The organism is Streptomyces sp. NPDC018000 (assembly GCF_044328025.1).
Lineage (GTDB): Bacteria > Actinomycetota > Actinomycetes > Streptomycetales > Streptomycetaceae > Streptomyces.
The window spans coordinates 658,286-674,953 of record NZ_JBIRGM010000002.1; the positions used below are offsets into that span (position 1 = coordinate 658,286).

17 protein-coding genes and 2 pseudogenes are annotated in these 16,668 nt (G+C 68.7%); 6 read left to right on the plus strand and 13 right to left on the minus strand.

Going from position 1 to position 16,668, the window contains the following annotated elements:
* Positions 1–10 precede the first annotated feature (10 nt).
* The 3 genes and pseudogenes from ACH4EW_RS07545 to ACH4EW_RS07555 form a co-directional block, all read right to left on the minus strand.
* Positions 11–538, minus strand: coding sequence for a hypothetical protein (locus ACH4EW_RS07545; RefSeq protein WP_398252778.1), 528 nt, complete (start codon positions 536–538; stop codon positions 11–13).
* Between the two features lie 1,073 nt (positions 539–1,611).
* Positions 1,612–1,947 (minus strand): hypothetical protein, encoded by a 336-nt coding sequence (locus tag ACH4EW_RS07550; RefSeq protein ID WP_398252781.1) that lies wholly within the window; start codon positions 1,945–1,947, stop codon positions 1,612–1,614.
* 141 nt (positions 1,948–2,088) lie between these two features.
* Positions 2,089–2,306: pseudogene (locus ACH4EW_RS07555) on the minus strand (glyoxalase/bleomycin resistance/dioxygenase family protein); the annotation flags it as partial.
* Between the two features lie 147 nt (positions 2,307–2,453).
* Between ACH4EW_RS07555 and ACH4EW_RS07560 the strand changes: the two are divergent.
* The gene (locus ACH4EW_RS07560; RefSeq protein WP_398252783.1) at positions 2,454–3,647 is read left to right on the plus strand and encodes a hypothetical protein; all 1,194 of its coding nucleotides are present in this window, start codon (positions 2,454–2,456) and stop codon (positions 3,645–3,647) included.
* A gap of 20 nt (positions 3,648–3,667) precedes the next feature.
* Here ACH4EW_RS07560 and ACH4EW_RS07565 read toward each other — a convergent pair.
* Positions 3,668–4,343 (minus strand): annotated as a pseudogene (locus ACH4EW_RS07565) (serine hydrolase domain-containing protein); the annotation flags it as partial.
* A 239-nt stretch (positions 4,344–4,582) separates the two neighbouring features.
* On the opposite strand from ACH4EW_RS07565, the gene ACH4EW_RS07570 reads away from it, so the two are divergent.
* The 3 genes from ACH4EW_RS07570 (at position 4,583) to ACH4EW_RS07580 (ending at position 5,995) form a co-directional block, all read left to right on the plus strand.
* Positions 4,583–5,155: a hypothetical protein gene (locus ACH4EW_RS07570; RefSeq protein ID WP_398252786.1), complete on the plus strand. Its 573-nt coding sequence runs from the start codon at positions 4,583–4,585 to the stop codon at positions 5,153–5,155.
* 93 nt (positions 5,156–5,248) lie between these two features.
* Positions 5,249–5,554, plus strand: coding sequence for a hypothetical protein (locus ACH4EW_RS07575; protein WP_398252788.1), 306 nt, complete (start codon positions 5,249–5,251; stop codon positions 5,552–5,554).
* Positions 5,555–5,686: 132 nt separating this feature from the next.
* Positions 5,687–5,995, plus strand: a complete 309-nt coding sequence (locus ACH4EW_RS07580; protein ID WP_398252791.1) for a hypothetical protein — start codon at positions 5,687–5,689, stop codon at positions 5,993–5,995.
* A 5-nt stretch (positions 5,996–6,000) separates the two neighbouring features.
* Here the strand turns inward: ACH4EW_RS07580 and ACH4EW_RS07585 are convergent, their stop codons facing one another.
* The 7 genes from ACH4EW_RS07585 to ACH4EW_RS07615 all read right to left on the minus strand — a co-directional run bounded on the left by ACH4EW_RS07585 (position 6,001) and on the right by ACH4EW_RS07615 (position 12,313).
* Positions 6,001–7,038, minus strand: a complete 1,038-nt coding sequence (locus ACH4EW_RS07585; protein ID WP_398252794.1) for a serine hydrolase domain-containing protein — start codon at positions 7,036–7,038, stop codon at positions 6,001–6,003.
* Between the two features lie 98 nt (positions 7,039–7,136).
* Positions 7,137–8,258, minus strand: coding sequence for a glycosyltransferase family 4 protein (locus ACH4EW_RS07590; protein WP_398252796.1), 1,122 nt, complete (start codon positions 8,256–8,258; stop codon positions 7,137–7,139).
* Positions 8,255–8,791 carry a dCTP deaminase domain-containing protein gene (locus ACH4EW_RS07595; protein WP_398252799.1) on the minus strand — a complete coding sequence of 179 codons (537 nt, stop codon included), beginning with the start codon at positions 8,789–8,791 and terminating at the stop codon, positions 8,255–8,257. Before ACH4EW_RS07595 ends, ACH4EW_RS07590 begins: the two co-directional genes overlap by 4 nt.
* Positions 8,788–9,327, minus strand: coding sequence for a dCTP deaminase (gene dcd, locus ACH4EW_RS07600; RefSeq protein ID WP_398252802.1), 540 nt, complete (start codon positions 9,325–9,327; stop codon positions 8,788–8,790). The genes ACH4EW_RS07595 and dcd overlap by 4 nt, the downstream gene beginning before the upstream one ends.
* On the minus strand, positions 9,327–10,559 hold the full coding sequence (locus tag ACH4EW_RS07605) for a metallophosphoesterase (RefSeq protein ID WP_398252804.1): 1,233 nt from the start codon (positions 10,557–10,559) through the stop codon (positions 9,327–9,329). Before ACH4EW_RS07605 ends, dcd begins: the two co-directional genes overlap by 1 nt.
* A complete protein-coding gene (locus ACH4EW_RS07610; RefSeq protein WP_398253332.1) occupies positions 10,556–11,839 on the minus strand; it encodes a UDP-N-acetylglucosamine 1-carboxyvinyltransferase in 1,284 nt (427 codons plus the stop codon). Before ACH4EW_RS07610 ends, ACH4EW_RS07605 begins: the two co-directional genes overlap by 4 nt.
* A gap of 39 nt (positions 11,840–11,878) precedes the next feature.
* Positions 11,879–12,313 (minus strand): ATP-binding protein, encoded by a 435-nt coding sequence (locus tag ACH4EW_RS07615; RefSeq protein WP_398252807.1) that lies wholly within the window; start codon positions 12,311–12,313, stop codon positions 11,879–11,881.
* Positions 12,314–12,488: 175 nt separating this feature from the next.
* On the opposite strand from ACH4EW_RS07615, the gene ACH4EW_RS07620 reads away from it, so the two are divergent.
* Complete coding sequence (locus ACH4EW_RS07620; protein WP_398252810.1) at positions 12,489–13,766, plus strand: helix-turn-helix domain-containing protein; 1,278 nt, start codon at positions 12,489–12,491, stop codon at positions 13,764–13,766.
* The gene (locus ACH4EW_RS07625; protein WP_398252813.1) at positions 13,763–14,320 is read left to right on the plus strand and encodes a flavoprotein; all 558 of its coding nucleotides are present in this window, start codon (positions 13,763–13,765) and stop codon (positions 14,318–14,320) included. Before ACH4EW_RS07620 ends, ACH4EW_RS07625 begins: the two co-directional genes overlap by 4 nt.
* Here the strand turns inward: ACH4EW_RS07625 and ACH4EW_RS07630 are convergent, their stop codons facing one another.
* Together ACH4EW_RS07630 and ACH4EW_RS07635 are read right to left on the minus strand one after the other, a co-directional pair.
* Positions 14,321–16,018, minus strand: a complete 1,698-nt coding sequence (locus ACH4EW_RS07630; RefSeq protein WP_398252816.1) for a relaxase/mobilization nuclease domain-containing protein — start codon at positions 16,016–16,018, stop codon at positions 14,321–14,323.
* A complete protein-coding gene (locus ACH4EW_RS07635) occupies positions 16,015–16,665 on the minus strand; it encodes a MobC family plasmid mobilization relaxosome protein (RefSeq protein ID WP_398252819.1) in 651 nt (216 codons plus the stop codon). Before ACH4EW_RS07635 ends, ACH4EW_RS07630 begins: the two co-directional genes overlap by 4 nt.
* Positions 16,666–16,668: the final 3 nt, after the last annotated feature.

Consider the following 16,668-nt stretch of genomic DNA (forward strand, 5'->3'; position numbering starts at 1 on the left):
GGGCCGCCTCTCAGCCGATGGTTCCGTCGATCTCGACGCCGACCTGTTCCGCTGCCGCCTCGACGACCTTCGCGGACTGGTCCACGCGAACGCGGCCCGTCCTGGAAATTTCCTGCGCACGTACACCGACCTGGTGGCCGGTGAGTTGTTCCGCGCGCTGCGTGACGGAGACGCCCGGGCGCGCGGGCCGCTCCTCCTCGTCGCCGAAAGGTAGCTGGCGCCCGTAGATCTCCTCCAAGTCCAGGCGGAGCGCACCCAACAGATCCCTGAGCCCCGCATCGTCTCCCTGCAGCAGCGCCGGGCGGGTCAGATACACCTGGAGCGCTCCCCGAGCCTCGGTGATGCGCTCGATCCGCGCAGAGGACAGTTCAGCCGGGCGGACGGTCAACGCCCCGATCTGTCCATCGACTTGCTCCGGTTCCTCCACGGGAACCCGACCAGCGCGCCGATCGAGGACCGCTCCGGCCCGGTCGAACAGGAACTTGACCGCCTCGGTGAGTGCGGTGCCGACGAGCATCGGAAACGTCAGTGGATCCACGGATGTGCCCTCCCCGTTGATTGCGCGACCCGCTGTGTACGCGCGGGCGCAAAACCTGACTGACGGTACGGTTGCTGTCACTCAGAGAGAAGGGGCTTTCCGGTCACCCACGGTGATGTCCCAAACACTCCTGGCGTTCATGTGTGCGATGCCCTTGACGTGGGCGCAGTCAGTTGGTGCCCGGCTGGCGCGCATATGGCAGACGCACTTCCGGCCGGAACTATGCGGAATGGCTCAGGCGAGAGCTTCCCGGTATGGCCGAAATACGCAAAAGGAGCGCCCGACTCCGCGTGCCCTCAGGAGGGACGCTGTAGCCAGTTGGCATGACTCAGCGATCGTCGAAGGTCTCAATTGAGGCGCAGAAAAAAAGCAGTTCGCCGGGGGCAGGCAGAACAGATCTCGAAAAGACTGGTGCGCCGCCGCACGGCATGTGAACGTACAACGCCCTGCTGCAAGAACGACCGTCGAGCTACGGAGGCGCCGCAGTACCCGCATCACCCCGACGAATCCTCCCGCCCTTCCTCACCGGACCCGATGTACTGGGTCACACCGTGCCACTTGGCTGGTGACGATGGCGCCCTCGCTGAGCGAACCGGCGAGACCCTGGCCGCCGTCGGTTGGCGCATGTGGCCCACAGCCCGTAACACCCTGCTGCACGTGAGTCCGGACGAGCTGTTCGGAGCTGAATGGATCCTCGCTGCCTATCCATTCGAGCTGGGAGGGCTGCCCGTGGACCCTGACCAAGATCTTCTCCCAGATTTCTCCCAGACGATCTCCAGGAACGAGTGAAGGGCCCGACCCGCGATGCGGATCAGGACCCTGACCTGGTGTTTCAGCTGTCGGGGTGGCGGGATTTGAACCCACGACCTTTCGTCCCGAATGAGGTTCGGGCGTGCTCGACACCTGGATGAATGACGTTTGCGCAGGTCAGGTGCGTGTGCTCAAAGGGTTTTGCGTGGTGGCGGGTGGGCTCGGGGAGCGAGTCGGCTCCCAAACGGCTCCCAGCGTGCCGTCGGCCGCTTCGGTTTCCCAGCCTGGAGGGGGGAGGTCGTGCCCGCTGCGCATGCCCGTGCTCACCGCTGCTCCCGGGCGGCAGCGGTCCGGACGGCCAGGGCGTCCAGGACCTCCTCGTGCGCCTGATCCACCGAGATGTCCAGCCGGATCAGGTCCTGGCCGGGAGTCGTGGTGAAGGTGAAGAATGAGCAGCAGCCGCTCTCGCGCTCCACCAGGTCCCGGACCCGGTCCTCCACTCCCTGACCGCCGGCCAGGTCAAGGCGCAGGTGGAGGGGCTGGGGGCGGGAACGCGAGGTCAGCCGCTCGGAGAACAGCGCATCCCACTCGGCGACCCGCAGGGGCCGCTCCTCGGTAGGCAAGGTGCAGGACTGCGGCACCCACGCAAGATCACTCATCGCGCTCACTCCCGTCATCACGCCCCTGGTGGGGGGGGGACACCTCCGACGGTAAACCTGTACCTGGGTGCCGATTGCAAGCCCGGGCGCCGACGGCCCTGAGTTCAGCAGAGCAGCGATGAGCGCCATGGAGCGTCAAGCTCAGTTTCCGCAGCACGCGTCCGGGGCGCTGCCGGCGCTCTTGCAGAGGGGGTCGGCTTCGGCCTTGACGACGTAGACCTCCCACGGCTCCTTGCCGGGCCGGTGACCCACGCCTTGTCCTGGAGGGCGTAGCAGCAGGAGGTGTCGTTCTCCTCGAAGGTTGCCAGGCCGGCGCCCTCGAGGCGGGTGCTGGTACTGACCTGCTCGGTGTAGGCGACCCGCGGGGTGGTCCGGACCCCAAGTGGTCGGAAGGGGTGGGACGGATCGGCGCTACACATCACGCAGGTCGGGCGAGCCAGTGCCCAATGCTTCACACTTGCCTACATCAGGAGTGCGCCTTCGCCTGGTTGGTAAGACTGCGGGGCGTGAAGGCACTTCTGAAACTGCTTATTCTGGGCGGCCTCATAGCCATCCCTGTCCTCTTATGGTCTTACGTCCCGTTTCAGAGCTGGACACGGGCACGCGTGCGCGCGGTGAGCCGGGCCGTTCGGCAGCGCCGGCGGCGGATTGCCGTTGACCATGCGGAGCCACTCCTGAGAGAAGCGCACGAGGTGCTGCCGTCGGCGCTTGCTGGCAGGTCTGTGCCTGTAGAGCAGGGACTCACTCCTGAGTGGGTGGTGCGATGGTGGTACGCGGCACAGATCTCTCTCCCCGTTTCGGGGATTTTTCTTGCGTTCTGCGCCTACTTGGCATGGAACGCGCAGGAAGTCTTGACCTGGCGTCCTCCACCGACGGACCAGGCTCCCCGCCCCAGATCGTCGGTCGATTACTTTCGAGAGATGGCGACTGCTCTCGCGGACTTTGTGCGGTCGTGGAACTGGCCAGGGGACGCCTTTACGGGGCTGCGTTTCCTCATCGTGGTGATGGTCCTGATGGCCTTGTTCCCTTTGCTCGTCCGAGTCTTTTCGGTAGTCGCTCAGCGGCCGGAGCACCGAGAGCGGAGGGCACGGGACAGGTCACGCCGGCGGGGAGACAGGAGCCATACCGACTTCTCGCTGTGCTGGCCAGTCGTCGCATTGGTGTTGGCAGCCGTCGAGTGCGGCCGCGAGTTCGAGAAGCTGAACAGCGAGGAAGCGGGGGATGACGTTCCCAAGGTCTCATTGAGCACAGTTGAGCGTGTCCTGTGGCAGGCTCCCCACGTGCGGCGAGGCAGGGCGCGAGCCCATCAACGTCGAGCCACGGTGGACCACATCGGCCGGGTTGTCGGGGCACTGCGGGAAGCTGAAGCTCGGCAGGATTCGGATCCGAAGCAGGCTCTGCAGGACATGGCGGTCATGTTGCTGACCATTGCGGAGCGCTATGCGGAGGGAAGGGTCAGCCACTTGCTCGACGAAGAGCAGATCGGTGACGCTCCGAAGGTCGTCCACCGTGAAGGATTGCGCTTGGTGGCACTTGGAGGTGTTGTCATCTCTGCGATGGCGATGGCGGCGTTCGCGGGTCTGCCCGATGCCGCGCTCACCGCACTGCTGCCATTGGTGGTGATCACCGTCGGCATCCTGATCTACCGCGACAAGGGACCAACCCCTTCGCAGCTTCGGGACTTGGTCATCCCCAGGTGAGCGTCTCCGCAGGGCTTGTGTCAGAAGAAGGCAAGCGTGCGAAAGGCATTGCGAACGTCCGCCAGGGGCTGCCGGTCGCGCGTGTAGTACAGCTTGTTGGTCAGGAGTACCGCCCATCGGCCCTGGCGGGGTGAGATCCACATGCCGGTGCTGGTGAAGCCGTAGTGGACCCAGGTGTCGTCGACAGGGTCGGTGCCGGGCGCCGGGTGCCAGAGCAGGCCGCGTACGGGCTCCAGGTCGCCGGTCTGGACGGTCAGTGACTCTGCGGTCCAGGCCGGGCCGAACCCAGCTCTTCCCGGGGTGGTGGTGAGCATGCGGCGCAGGAAGACGCCGAGGGTCGTGAAGGCGTCGGCGATGCCAAACACGCCGCCCAGGAGCCGGGCGAAGAAGTCGTGGGCGACGCCCTTGAGGTGGCTACCGGTGTCCTGGTCGAGCTCGGTTGGTGCGGCATCGGGCGGCAACCTGAGCAGGAAGCGGACCGATGCGGGTGGCGTGCATGCCCAGCGGCTGCCAGGGCCATTCCGCTACGAGGTGGTCGAGCTGTTGCCCGGAGAGGTGCTCGGCCAGGTATCCGAGGACGAGGGCGGCGCGGTCGGTGTACTCGATGGCCTCGCCCGGCGGCCGGCGCAGCGCTGTACGCAGGACTCCGTCGCGGACGTCCTGCGGGTCGGTGCCGTAGAGGTTCGGGGAGTGCGCCCAACTGACCTGCGGCCGTCAGCTGCGCCTGCTGGAAGAGGATGACGTCCCCGGACTCGCGCCGGATACGGCGGGCGAGTTGGGCGATGTCTTTGTCGAGCGTCGCGCCTGGCTCCTGATGGGCAAGAAGCTGGCGCTCTATAGACCACTACGTCATCGCTATAGACAACTCGGCCCCCGTCCGCAACACTACCTATAGCGATCGACACGGCTCGCATAGAGTGCTGCGGAAGGTTTTCGTGATCATCACCATTGAAGGTGCGAGCGAGGAGTTCGAGCGCAAACTCCTCGCCTTGCTCGCCGAGCACCGAGACGATTTGGCCGTCTCCGTCGACACCGCATGGGATAGCGACCGGGCGATGGTCTTCCTGAGCACACTCAATGAGGACGCGCGCCAGTTTGTGCGCCTGGTCGTCGAGTCCGACGGCCATCTGGAGGCCGCCGTGCTGCGCGAGGCATTCCCGCGCGGACTGCGCGGCCCCACCGTGGCCTTGACCTACGCCCTCAAGCGAGGCTACAAGCACGGCTGGTGGCCCGAAGGCACCGAGGCGCCCGTAACCGTGATCTACGGCGGCGGCCCGCAGGACGGGTGGCGGCAGGCATCGGCCTACGAGATGTCCGGTGAGGACCTACTCGCCTTCCGCGCGGCCCTCGCCCACTACGACGCCACCACGTCCCGGCCTCCCTGGGACGAGGAGGCGCCGTCTGCGTTCGCCGTAAATGCCGGCTGGGGAGCCGACGACGACGTACCGAACGCACTGCACGACGATCCGCCGTCCGCACCCAACTTCCCGGGCGGAGCGACCAGATGAACGGGGGTTGCGCGGCTAACCCCCGCCTGCTGCATCCTCGGCGCGGCCCGTCGCAGCGGCGGGCTCTACCCGCCTCGCAGGAGTGATGCCGCCGTGTCCGCGCTCTTCGACAAGTTCCTGATCCCGATTGCAGTCGGCCTGGTCGTCACCGGTTTCGCCGCCGCAGCCGGCTGGCTCTACCGGCGTCGCCGAACCACCCCGACACCTCCCCGCGTGCTGCGCCGCTTCAGTCTGCTTGGAACCGCCGGCGCCGACGGCACTCCTCTGTATTACGAGACCACCCGGGTCCCCGGCAGCATTGTCACCCGCCGGGTCGGCAGCCTGCCCCAACGCTTCGAGCTGACCGATGCCCCGCTGGGCGACGGAACGTACGCCGCCGAACCTCTCGACCACCTATAGGACGACCAGAGGATGGAGGGCGTGTGACCGCCAGCGCCCTCGGGCTGGGCTGCCCACCAGCACTTTCACCGCACGCGATTACGTACCGAATGGCCCCTGCCCGACCCTCCAAGTCCGACGGCTGCTCCGAAGGTGGCGGAGCAGTCCGATTCCCTGCCACCGGACTTCCGGGCGCCGTCGCGGCAGGACGTGGAAGGTTTCATGATGCGCTGGGAGCGGCCACTCTTTATTGACGGCGAGGTTCTTGCGTGCCCCACGTGCGCCGAGTACCGGGACTGGATCGTCCTTTGTACGCGCGATGACTCGGTGTGTCTGCGCTGCAGGGCTGGTCACCAGGCGCGGGAACCGCGTCTCGATGCGGCCTGGTACAACCGCAACTCCGGTCCCGCCGACCGCTTCCACTCCACCCTGGAGGACGGCCTGCGCTACCTCGGGTACTGACTGCCTCAGGCGAACGCGAGGGCCCGGAAGGCGTTGCGGACCTCGGTCAAGGGCTGCCGATCGCGGGTGTAGTAGAGCTTGTTCGTCAACAGCACCGCCCATCGGCCTTGTTGGGGTGAGATCCACATGCCGGTCCCGGTGAAGCCGTAGTGGACCCAGATGCCGTCGGCGGAGTCGCTGCCGGGGGCTGGGTGCCAGAACAGACCGCGTGTCGGCTCCAGGCTGCCGGTCTGGATGGTCAGTGACTCCGTGGTCCAGGCGGGGCCGAACCCGGCTCGGTCCGGGGCGGAGGCGAGCATGTGGCGCAGGAAGGTGCCGAGGTCGTCGAGGACAGTGAAGGCGCCGGCGATGCCGCAGACTCCGCCCAGGAGTCGGGCGGAGAAGTCGTGGGCGACGCCCTTGAGGTGGGTGCCGGTGTCCTGGTCGAGTTCGGTTGGTGCGCAGCGTGCAGTGACCTCGGCGGGCAGTGGTCCGAAGCACGTGTTGTCCATGCCCAGTGGCTGCCAGGTCCGTTGCGTGACGAGCTGGTCGAGCCGCTGTCCGGAGAGGTGCTCGGCCAGGTATCCGAGGATGAGGGCGGCTCGGTCGGTGTACTCGACGGCCTCGCCCGGCGGCCGGTGCAGGGCCTCGTGCAGGACTCCGTCGCGGACGTCCTGAGGGTCGGTGCCGTAGAGGTTCTTGAGCTGGGCTCGCAGCGGTAGACCGGCGGTGTGGGTCAGGAGGTTGCGAGCGGTCACGGCTTCCAGGGGGTGTCCGTCGACCTCGGGCCAGAAGGCGCCGAGCGGGACGTCGAGGTCGAGCTTGCCCTCTTGCCATAGCGCCCCGATCGAGGCCCAGACGGCGAGAATCTTGGTGAGGCTGGCGGCGTCGAAGACGGTGTCGAGTCGCATCGGCACGTCCGGCTCGGCGGGGTCGAGGACTCCGGCGAAGCCTTGGGCGTGGGTGCCATGGGCGTCACCGACAGCCCATACGGCACCTGGATAGACCTTGTCCCGGACGCCTTCGCTCAGGAGCTGTTCGATACGGTCGGTGCGGTACGTCATGGTCTCCCTGTTCGCAATCGGTGTCCCGCCGCGTCAGCGTAGTGACGCGGGTGGAGACGGAAGGGCAATGGCGCGTCGAGACCGGGCCATGGCCGTGTTCAGGTGAGCTGGCGGCCGAGGTCGGCCAGGGTTCTAGCTGTCGCCGAGAGCGGGTAGTGGGCGGCGTTCGCGTAGCCCGCCTGCTGAAGGGCGGGGAGCAGGCCCGGTGCGGTTCGGAGCCGGTCGAGCTCGCGCGCGAGTGCGGCGGGGTGCGTGAAGTCGGTAGCCACTCCGGACGCTGCGAGGACTTCGTTGAGGCCGGGTACCGGCTGGTGCAAGACGGGCAGGCCGCAGGCTTGGGCCTCCAGCGCGACCAGGCCCATGGCCTCCAGCGTCGTGGAGGGCATGACCAGCAGGTCGTGCTCGGCGAAGGCTTTCCACAGCTGTGGACGCCGGAGCCAGCCGAGATATCGCGGCCGCACCCCGACCCGTTTGAGGAGCGGGGCCATGGCGTGGAACTGGGCTCTGGGGGCGGCGATGCTCAGCTCGACTCCTGGAAGGGCTGACACGCTGGTGATCAGGTGCCCGACGCCCTTCTCGGCGGTCAGGCGACCGGCGTACAAGAGTCGTAGGTGGCTGGTCGGGGTTCGGGCGGGTCTGAACGGTGGATCAGTGAGCAGACGATCGGGGATGCCCCAGGGAACGTGGACGATCTTTCGGCGGTCGGTCTGCGGGGCGAGCTTCAGAAGGTGGTCCGCCATCGCCTTGGTGGGCACGACGATGGCGTTGGCTGCCCGCGCTGTCTCGCGGAGCACTTGGAGTTGATCGCGGTGTGCTTCGGCGAAGATCAGGTCGGTGCCGTGGACGAGGGCGATCCTGGGGCGCGATGGCAGGGCCCGGAGCAGTGCGGGGGTGGCGCCGAAGGCGAGGTGCTGCAGGTGCAGGACCTCGATCTGGGCCGGGTCGACCGCGGCCACCAAGGCGCGTCGTAGAGCTGCGACGTAACGTGCGAACGCTGGACCCTCCAGGCACTTGCCGGGTGCCGTCAGCAGGCCGAGGTTGGTGGGGAGACGAGGTTGGGCCCCGGCAGGGGCCAGCATGAATGCTTGCGCGGGGATGAGCGGCTGATCCCCGGTGTAGAGGTCGAGGAAGAGCTCGACGCTGCCGCCGGGGCTTCCGGCCGGCAGGTCGAGGAAGGTCGCGGGCACCGGACCCGCGTCGTGGCTTACGGCGGGATTCACAGCGCTCCTTGAGGGATCTCTTCGTACAGACGGGAGATGTCTATGCCCTTCGTGGCCGCGTACTTGGCGTGCACCTGCTGGTAGCTGGCAGGGGTGCCGAGGGAGGTGAGGAAGACGAGCTTTCCGAAGGTCATTCCCGGATAGACCCGAGTGGGTAGAGCGGCGCGGATCTCCAAGGTCCAGCGGATCGCGTGCCCTTGGTGGCCGAGTGGGGCTGAGACGTGGACCCAGATGCCGAGGGCGCCGATGGTGCGGTCGCCGTTCAGTAGCTGCGCGTACGTTTCCGAGCCGGTCCGTTCCAGCGTGGCACCGAGGTAGAGCACGCCTGGCTTCAGGATCAGGCCGGAGGCGGGGATGGGGTGCTCGGTGAAGGCTGTGGGCGTTGCCGCGTCCAGGTCGCCGGCACAGACGCGGATGGTGTCGCCGAGACGCCAGTCGTAGGCGTTGGGTGAGAGGCGCGCGGGGTCGTAGGGGGCGATGGTGATCTCGCCCGTGCTGACAGCGGCGGCGATGGCGGGGCCGGTGAGGATCACGAGGCGACCACCGGGATGGGGGCAGCGTCCCGCCAGTAGCCGGAGGGCTGGGGGCCGGCGGCGCCCTGGTACTTGCCGCGGTACAGATCGACGTCGCCGGTCGAGGCGAAGAACATGACCTGGCCGATTTTCATGCCCGCGTAGACCCGCAGCGGTCGGACGGGCGAGAGCATCAAGGTCCACTGGCCGTGGAAGCCGAGATCACCAATCGGGGCGGTGATCTCGACGAACAGGCCGAGGCGTCCGACCGAGGAGCGGCCGAAGAGCAGGGGGACGAAGACGTCTGAGCCGACCTCCTCGACGGTGTGGCCGAGGTACAGCTCGCCGGGCTGGAGGACGTGACCGTCCTTGCCGATCAGGACCGAGCGGGTGAGGTTGGGACGGTGGGCGTCGATGACCTTGGAGGTGTACGTCAGCAGGGTCGGGCCGAGCCGGACGTTGTAGCTGTTGGGGTTCGTCTGGTCCGGGGTGAAGGGGGTGATGCGCAGGCGGCCGTCGGCCACGGCGGTGTTGATCTCGGGCCCGGTGAGGATCATCAGTGTTCTCCTTCGTCGGGCTCGGCGGATCCGGGCGGCGGTGAGGTCAGGACGTGGTGCACGGCCTGCCCGAGGCGGATGCCCGCTTGGTGAGTTCGTCCGCCGAGGAAGCTGTCGGCGAGGTAGTCGGTGGTCAGCACGGTGCGGATCGCCGGCGGAAGGGGAGCGGGGGCGACGACGAGAGGGCCGACGACCTTGGCGAAGCGGCTGAGCAGCTCGTCGTGGCCCTGGGCGTCGTCCTCGGGGAGGAACGCCTGCACGAGCTGGTTGCCGAACGGCTCGATGGCCAGCAGGTCGCCGAGGGAGAGGGCCGTTCCGAGCTGGACGGTACGCAGAGCCGTCTCGTTGAGGACGACCGTGTCGGCTCCGAGGCCGGTGTGCAGACGTCCGGCGATCTCTTCGAGCAGCCGTCGGCGGTCCAGGGACGTGTTGCGGTACGGCTCGCTCAAGGTGCCGACGGAACCCCTCAACTGCTGGTCGATGCTTGAGATCTCGTCCAACAGCGCGGCGAGGTCGCGTGGGACCTCCGTGACGTCGGGAAAGAGGCAGCTGCGAGCGGCCCAGCCGCCGTCGACCGGCTCTGCGACCGCATACCCCGCGCCGAGTTCGCGTCCCTTGACCACCAGGGTGTCACCGACGCGTGCGGGGCCGAGGACATCGCTGTGGCAGTGCCCGGCGAAGACGACATCGGCGAACGGGCAGGACTCGGCCAGCTTCAGATCCTCCTCGAAGCCGGAGTGGGACAGCACCATCCAGGCGTCGACGCGGTGGTGGTGCTCCAGCATCACCGTGCGCAGGGCCTGAGCGGGGTCGCCGACGCGGTGCCCGGCGCGCTGGGCGGACGGGATGGCGTTGAACGCCTGCGGGCCGATCAGCGCCGTGACGGCAACCCGTCGTCCGCCGATGTCCAGGACGCAGAGACGGTCGAAGAGCGGCGCACCGCTGTCATCGGTCGCGTTCGCGCACACCGTCATCCGGTGCAGCTGCGGTTCGAAGTAGTGCGGCCAGCCGTGGTTCCCGGGCGCGAGCACGTCGTACAGGGAGGTGAGGACCGCACGCTCGATGCGCCCCTTGCCGAGGCGGTAGAAGCCGCTGCCCTCGAAGAAGTCCCCGCAGTCCACGATCAGGCTGTCGGACCTGGCGGCGTGGAGGTGGGCGAGCATCGGGGAGGCCGAGCCGAAGACGGAGTGGACGTCGGTCGTCGCGACGACCTTCTGGAACTGCCGGTTCACGGGATCACCTCGCAGATGTCGGCGCCCAGGGCGTGCAGCTTCACTGGCAGGTCGGCATGGCCGCGACGGAGTTGTTCGAGGCCGCCGAGGGTGGTGACGCCGTGAGCGGTGAGTCCGGCGATGAGCAGGGCGGAGCCCGTACGGATGTCGGTGGCCTCCACTCCGGCACCCGTCAGCTGCTGCGGCCCGTCGAATTGGCAGCGCGTAGGCGACAGTTCGTGAATCGTGGCGCCGAGGCGCACGAGCTGGGGCAGCAGGTTGCCGTGGCGGCCGGGGTTGATGTCGTCGGCGAACAGATGGGTGCCGGGAAGGGTGAGGGCCAGGGTCATCAGCGGGGGCTCGAAGTCCGCGTCCAGGCCGCCGGGGGCCAGGGAGGCGACGGCTCGGAGCGGCAGGCCAGTGGCGCAGGCGTCCTCGGCCTGGATGGTGAGGGAGCCGTCCTTGGCGTCGACGGGGACGCCGAGTCGGCGCAGTACGGCGACCAGGGGAGCGATGTCGTCGCGGCGCACGCCGAGGATGCGTGCGTTGCCGCCGCTCACCGCGACCGCGCAGGCCAGAGTGCCTGCCTCGATCTTGTCGCCGGGCACCCTCCAGGCAAGGACGTCATCGGACACGGACCGAGGCGGCCGGAGTACGAGGACGGTCTCGCTGACCTGGCACTCCCACCCCGCGATCTCCAACACCTCTATGACACTGAGTGCTTCGGGCGACAGGTTCGGTTGCCCCAGACGCAGCGGCTGCCCGGCGACGACCGCGCGCAGGAGAGCGGCGACAGTCGCTCCGCGGGACCGGAAAGGCAGCGTGATCGACACCGTCCCGCGCCCGCCCGTGGCCTCCTCCACGAGGTAGCCATGGTCGTCGACGTACGAGCGGTCACCGAAGCGCTCGTACACCTTGAAGTGCTGCTCCATCCCGCGTTGCCCGATGGCGCAACCGCCCGGCCAGGGCAGGCGGGCCCGTCCGTACGCGCCGAGTAGCGCCGGGACCAGGTAGTACGAGGCCCGGATGTGGGCCGCGAACTCGAAACCGGACTCGGGACGTGGTCCGTCGCCCGGCAGGATCACCGTGACGTGGGGATCGCTGAGCGACCGGGTGGCGTGCCAGCCGGCCTGCCGGAGAAGGGCGAGCATCGTCTCGACGTCCGTATTTGCCGGGACGTTGCTCAGGTGCACCGGTCGGCGCATGGCCGCAGCAGCGGCGATCAGGGGCAGGGCTGCGTTCTTCGATCCGTCGACGGTTACCGCCCCGGCGAGCGGGGCGCCTGGTCGTACGGCGACCACTTCTGCGGCGACTGGAGGAATGCGTACGGCTGTCAACAGTCAACTCCTATGTTGAGGCAGGTGTGTTGTGGCGGGCAGGGGGGCGTCCATGTACTCGAACTCGGCCCAGCAGCGCTTACCGGAAGGCAGCGGGGCGCATCCGTGGCGGTCCGCGAGCGCGGCTACGAGGAACAGGCCGCGTCCGCTCTCCGCCTCCGTGTCCGGCAGGCCGACCTCGGGGGTCGCGAAGCTGGTGTCGGTCACCGCGATACGCAGGGCCTTGCCGTTCAGATCGACGCCGGCCGTGATCGGGCCTCCGCGCGCGTGCCGCAGCGCGTTCGTGATCAGCTCGGAGGCCACCACCTCGGCCGAGTCCAGGAGTTCGGGCCCGAGCCCGGCGCCCCACGTCCGCATCTCCTCGGCGATCCGCCGGCGCGCGGACGCGGCACCGGCAGGTGTGCCGGAGACGGGAACCCGGATGTGGTGCACTTCCATCAGTGGCCTCCTGGATCGGTTCGGCACTCCACGCAACCGCCGTGCGGGCCTCTCGGACCAGGGCATTTGCCGGTGCTGCATCGTTCATGCAGGAGCTGCATCACGGTGAACTGCCACTCGATTACGCTCAGTTGATCAGGCAGGATCAGCGACGGCGGGAGGAGCCGTGGCACAGATGGCCGATGCGCAGAGCGAAGAGAGACGGATCGGCGAAGTGATCCGTCGGGCGCGCGTATTACAACGGCGCTCACAGGCGGACGTCGCCTCCGCCCTGGGCTATCACCAGTCCAAGGTGAGCCGTCTGGAGAACGGCAGGGGTACAGGCGACGTCCGTATGCTGCGCGAGGTTGCGCAGGTACTGGCGATTCCGCCGCACGACCTCGGCCTCGCCGCCGTACCGGACACCAGCCCTTCCTCTTCCGACTCCGAGACAGAAGACATGCGCCGCCGTACCGTTCTCGCCGCCGGCATCGCCGCACTCGCAGCCCCGGCCGCTTCCAGCACCGTCAACCAAGACCTGGTCCAGGCTCTGCTGCCCGGGACAGCCCAGGCACCGGCCGAACCCGTGCCGGACCTCCAGAGCCTGAAGGATCAGGTCGCGGGCGTACGGCGTCTGTTCTGCACCTGCGACTACCGGCGACTGGAAAGCACCCTGCCGGTCCTGATCGGACAGCTGCGCCAGGCCATCAGCGACAACCCCGGCTCGACCGAGCTGTCCGGTCTCCTCGCCACGACGTTCCAGACCTCGGCGAGCCTGCTGCTCAAACAGAGCGACCAGGGCAACGCCTGGCTCGCGGTCGGACGCGCCATGGCCGAGGCCGAACGCTCCGGCGATCCCGTCGTCCTCGCTTCCAGCGTCCGTGTCCATGCCCATGCGCTGGCCCGTGACAGCCACACCGCGCAGGCCGTCACGCTCGTCCGCCACACCGCCGACCAGCTCACGGGCTCGTACGACCGCCGCTCCCCGAAGTACCTCGCCGCGCTCGGCCTGCTGCTTCTGCGCGGGGTCACCGCCGCCAGCAGCGGTGGCGACCGCTCCGCCACCCAGGACTTCCTCACCGAGGCGAAGGAGGTCGCCCGTTTCGTCGCGCTCGACAGCCCTGACGCCTGGGCCAACTTCAGCCCGACCAACGTCGCCCTGCACGGGCTCAGCGCGGCGGTCGCGTTCGGTGACGCGGGCGTCGCCCTCGACACGGCCCGGCCGCTCATGCGCCGCCACATCCCCGTGCCCGAGCGCCGAGCCGCCCTGTGGGTCGAGGCGGCCCGCGCCTACAACCAGCAGGGCCGCCTCACCGACGGCTACCAGGCCCTGCGCATCGCCGAGAGCTGCGCGGCCCAGGACATCCGCCGCCCGGCAGTCCGTGAGCTGGTCGCCGACATGGCTGCCCGGGACCGTCGTCGTACGCTGCCTGAACTGCACCGCTTCGGCCGTCAACTGGGAGTCCCCGCGTGAGTGATCAGCCCGAGCCGCAGGCCAAGAAGCCCTTCCTGTACGTCGTCGTGTGCGCGTCCGGCATCGCCGGTGACGTCGGCAAGCTGATCACCACCGCCCAGGAGGCGAACTGGGACGTGGGCGTCGTCGCCACCCCGCAGGGCCTCGGCTTCATAGACACCGGGGCGGTCGAGGCGCAGACCGGCTACCCGATCCGCTCGGCCTGGCGCCGGCCCGGCGATCCGCGGCCTCTTCCGCCTGCCGACGCCATCGCCGTGGCCCCGGCGACGTTCAACACGATCAACAAGTGGGCGGGCGGCATCTCCGACACCCTCGCGCTGGGCATCCTGTGCGAGGCGTACGGCATGGGCATCCCGATCGCCGCGCTCCCGTACCTGAACGCGGCCCAGGCCGCCCACCCCGCGTACGCACGCAGCCTCGACATGCTCCGTGAGATGGGCGTCCTGATCGGCTCGTACGAGCCCCACAGGCCGAAGGCCGGTGGTGGGGCCGACCGCTTCCGCTGGGCGGAGGCCCTGGAGCTGCTCACGCCCAAGCTGCCCGCGCGGCCTTGATCAGCGCCGTCGAGACCTTGAGGGCTGCGGCGGCGAAACCGCTGCAGCGGTCGCAGTCGGTACGGACTCGCCAGGCCGGTATGTCGTGCTCCGGGCCTGTGCCGCACGGGCGCGGGCGCTGGGTGCCGGCCTTGCGCTGAGGCGTTGGACGCGCCAGGTCAGGACCCGCACGGGGTGGCGGGCATCGTGCAGCGCACGCTGGTCGGCGGCCTGCTGCAGTAGCTGCTTGGGGTCATGCCCTGACGTCTTGGCGTCCGCGAGCACGGCAGCGAGCGCGTCAAATGCCGGGTCCTCCAGGATCTGTTCTGCGTACTCGGGTATGGCCTGATGGATGAGGAGGATGTGCCGCTCCACCACGTGCTGGGGAGGGCGCCTCTGGGCAAGCGCGGCTAGGGGCTGGGGTGCCGTCTGGTCGTAGGCAGTTTGGAGGTGGAGCAGGGTTCGGTGGGCGGCGGCTACCTGCTGGTCGTGGTGGCGGCGCTGATGCCAGCGGGCGGCGGCGATGACGGCGAGGATCGCGGTGTCGAGGAACATCGCCAGCAGAGCGCCGTTCCTGGGGACGGGCTCGCGGACCATGGCCCGCACGGCGCCGCGCAGGGCACGGGCGTGCTGGTGATCGGCCTGGATGCGGGAGCGGGTGGCTCGCTCGAACTCCTCGGCAGCCCGACGGAGCGGGAACCGAACACCCTGGGGTGCGAGGAGTGGCAGGGCATCGAGGGCTTCGCCGAAGGCTGCCAGGTGTGCCTGCGCGGCGGGATCGTCCTGGTGTTCCAGGTGGTGGGGTATGCGCTCTGTGGCGGCGGTCGCCTGGTGCCAGGGGCTGGTCCTGCGTGGCTCCGGCTGCTGCTGGTCGGTGGCGTCGAGGCGTCGGCGGATCTGGGGCAGCGACAGGTCCGGGGCGAGCGTGGAGCCGGAGTACCAGACCGGTTCGCCGTTCTGATTGGTGTCGTCGGCGAGGGCGACCGTGTAGCCGCGTACGTCGCCGGAGGGGAAGTGCTTGATGTCGACGAGGACGCTGTCGGTGTGTTGGAGCAGGTGGAGAAACTCTTCGGTGCTGGTGGCGGCTGCTGTGGCGGTGCGCACCATGGTCCGAAGGCGCTCGCGGGCTGTGCGGGTCTGGCCGGAGCGCGTGGCCTTCTCTTGTTCGGCGCGGGTGGGCCGCTTCGCGGCGGTGCGGTCGCCGCGCACGACCTGGTGCAGCCCGTACTCCCTCTCGATGGTGGCGAGTTCGCGGTCGGCTGTGAGGTAGTCGTTCCAGTGGCGGGCGGTGCGCAGGTCGGCTCGGACTTTGGTGGCGGCGATGTGGATGTGGTCGGGGGCGTGGCGGACGGCGACCCAGCGGCAGGCGTCGGGGTCGTCCGTGGGGGCGATGCCGGTGGCGGTGACGATGCGGCGGGCAATGTCGGCCCAGTCGTCGTCGCTGAGGAGGCGGTCGGTCTCGGCGGCGCGGATCGAACAGTGCCACACGTGTTGTTCGGGGGCGCGGCCGAGCCGCCTCGCCTGTTTGACGTGCAGGTCGAGGTCGGCGACGAGCTGCTTCTTGGCTGCATCGAAGTCGTCGGTGCGGCCGGGGTCGGGGGCGAAACTGTCCCAGGAGGCGACCAGGTGGGGGTCGGTGTGGTCTTTGGCCTTCTTGGTGTCGTACAGGTAGCGGATGAGGCCGGCGGTGCTCTTGCCGCTGCTGATCTTCGCGATCATCGGGCCGCCTTGTTGGTGACGGCCTGGTTCGCGGCGTGCCCGATGTGGCGTACGGCCGTGCCGACGGCGTCCAGGGTGCGATCGGTCTGGGCCAGCAAGTCGCTGTCCCCGGAGTGGGGCTGGCCGCCGGAGTTGAGCTTTCGGGCGATCTGGTTGACGTTGTGGCCGATCTTGGCGACCTGCTGGCGCAGGGCGTTCAGCTCGTCGATGTAGTCGTCGACGGCGGAGCGTTGGCCGGCCAGAGTGAGGTCGCCGTCGATGTAGGCCATGACGGCGGTGGCGACGAGGTGGGCGCCGGAGATGTTCAGAGAGCGGGCCTTGGCAACGATCCTGGTCTTCTCGGTGGTGCTGTAGCGGGCGTCGACGCGTTGCTTGCGCTGCTGGGTGTCGCGGGCGCGGCGGCGGGCGACACGGTGGAAGGCTGCTTCGTCGGCGGCACGCGGCAACGGCGGCTGGGTATCGGTGGGCTTCTCCGGATCGGGCACCCCCTGGTGCCCGACCGCCTCCGCCACCCCCGGGGCGGAGGCTTCCCCGTGGGACCGGTCCTTGGACGGTCCAGCGGCATACCTTGCTGACGCGGTGGTGGTTGCTGTGGTTGTGGTCATCTCCTGTTGCATGGTGGGCAGTTCGTGCTGTGGTGCGGGCATGGT

What these genes read in the sequence shown, in the direction of transcription:
- ACH4EW_RS07550 (WP_398252781.1), bottom strand. Translation starts at nt 1,947, where the DNA reads ATGAGTGATCTTGCGTGGGTGCCGCAGTCCTGCACCTTGCCTACCGAG.
- ACH4EW_RS07585 (WP_398252794.1), bottom strand. Translation starts at nt 7,038, where the DNA reads ATGACGTACCGCACCGACCGTATCGAACAGCTCCTGAGCGAAGGCGTC.
- dcd (WP_398252802.1), bottom strand. Translation starts at nt 9,327, where the DNA reads ATGATCCTCACCGGGCCCGAGATCAACACCGCCGTGGCCGACGGCCGC.
- ACH4EW_RS07615 (WP_398252807.1), bottom strand. Translation starts at nt 12,313, where the DNA reads ATGGAAGTGCACCACATCCGGGTTCCCGTCTCCGGCACACCTGCCGGT.
- ACH4EW_RS07620 (WP_398252810.1), top strand. Translation starts at nt 12,489, where the DNA reads ATGGCCGATGCGCAGAGCGAAGAGAGACGGATCGGCGAAGTGATCCGT.
- ACH4EW_RS07630 (WP_398252816.1), bottom strand. Translation starts at nt 16,018, where the DNA reads ATGATCGCGAAGATCAGCAGCGGCAAGAGCACCGCCGGCCTCATCCGC.
- ACH4EW_RS07635 (WP_398252819.1), bottom strand. Translation starts at nt 16,665, where the DNA reads ATGCCCGCACCACAGCACGAACTGCCCACCATGCAACAGGAGATGACC.